The organism is Croceifilum oryzae, from assembly GCF_030814315.1.
Classification (GTDB): domain Bacteria; phylum Bacillota; class Bacilli; order Thermoactinomycetales; family Thermoactinomycetaceae; genus Baia; species Baia oryzae.
Genome location: NZ_JAUSUV010000032.1, coordinates 1 through 1,626, shown reverse-complemented (window position 1 = coordinate 1,626; position 1,626 = coordinate 1). Strand labels below are relative to the sequence as shown.

1 protein-coding gene and 1 pseudogene are annotated in these 1,626 nt (G+C 47.2%); both read left to right on the top strand.

The genetic code is table 11. The features are described from left to right. Positions 1-783, top strand: a pseudogene (locus tag J2Z48_RS15670) (hypothetical protein); the annotation flags it as partial. Between the two features lie 275 nt (positions 784-1,058). Further along, positions 1,059-1,626: alpha-helical endospore appendage domain-containing protein (locus tag J2Z48_RS15665; protein WP_503128559.1), on the top strand; the 568-nt coding region annotated here is incomplete at its 3' end.

Here is a 1,626-nt window from a genome sequence, read left to right as displayed (position 1 = left end):
GGAGTCGACGGAGTCACGGGAGCAACTGGATCGACAGGAGCTGACGGAGTCACGGGAGCTACTGGAGCGACTGGAGCCGACGGAGTCACGGGAGCAACTGGATCGACAGGAGCTGACGGAGTCACGGGAGCAACTGGATCGACAGGAGCTGACGGAGTCACGGGAGCTACTGGAGCTACTGGAGCCGACGGAGTCACGGGAGCAACTGGAGCGACAGGAGCCGACGGAGTCACGGGAGCCACAGGAGCTACTGGAGCTGACGGAGTCACGGGAGCTACTGGTGCGACGGGAGCCACAGGACCTACAGGACCTACAGGACCTACAGGATCGAGTACAGTAGAAAATAATGCTATCTTTACACCAGTAAATGGCACACCTGTAACAACTTCTTTAGTTACTATTCCTTTTAACCCTCCGGTAATAAATGGAAATCCTGCATTTATTTCATTTACTCCGCCAGATACCATTAATTTAACGCAAGGCTTGTATTATATATCTTACGACATGCGAGTAACGCTAACCCCTGGTTCGGCTGCAATTGGCAGGCTTGAAGTTGTTGCTAATCCTGCTGCTTTCCTATCTTTGACTTCACAAGTTGCTGCTGTCGGAGCTACAGGTGTTGCGGGGCCAATTGGCCGAAATGTTAGTTCAGGAGGACTGTTCCAAGTGCCCGGGGGTGGGTCTAGTCTTACTTTTCAGATTGTGGGAGTACCAAATGATCCTATTACCGCTCTCATCATATCTTCTGTCTTTTCAAATGTCTCTATTATAAAAATTATTTAATCGACACGAAATTGAATTCATAGGTATCACGGTACCATCGCCATCAAGCTTATGTAATTCAATTATAGGGATGTAACATGTTGAGAAAGGGGCAGATGTAGTTCATTCTATACGCCCCTTTTCTTCAATTGAGATACTTCCGAATTTTTGAGAACCATAGGCTTTATCACCAAAAAATAAGTCTTTCAGCAATGGAGATTTTGTTGAGAAAATTGTAAAGGGGATTTGTTGAGCTGGTTTCTACACTTTGATGGAAGAAAGGAGAAGAGCATAGCATGTCTCAATCCAATATACCAAATATCACTCCCAATATTTCAATTACTCGAGAAGACGCAGTAAATCTATTACTGTCATCTATTGCATTAGAAGAGTTAGGCCTTAGTCATATTATTAATGCAGAAGGCGAAAAGCTTCAATATGTTCTAGGGACTCTCCCTGGAGTGTCAACAACCTTTCAACCTTCGATTACTGACTTACTTACGATTAATGCAAGTGTACGTGACACGATCAATGTGATAGGGAAAAAAGAATGGATTTTAAATGAGAAGTTAGAAAACGTGTTAGGCACAGATGTTACGAGGGGACCAACTGGAGCACCTGGACCTCCTGGGACCACAGGACCATCAGGAGGACCTCCTGGACCTTCTGGACCTCCTGGTTTTGGAGTCACCGGACCGACTGGAGCATCCGGACCGACGGGGGCGACTGGAACCACCGGAGCAACAGGGCCAACTGGCGTTGGATTAATAGGACCGACTGGAACTGGCGGAGTCACGGGAGCTACTGGAGTTACGGGAGCTACTGGATCGACAGGGTTAACCGGCATTGGATTAACAGGACCGA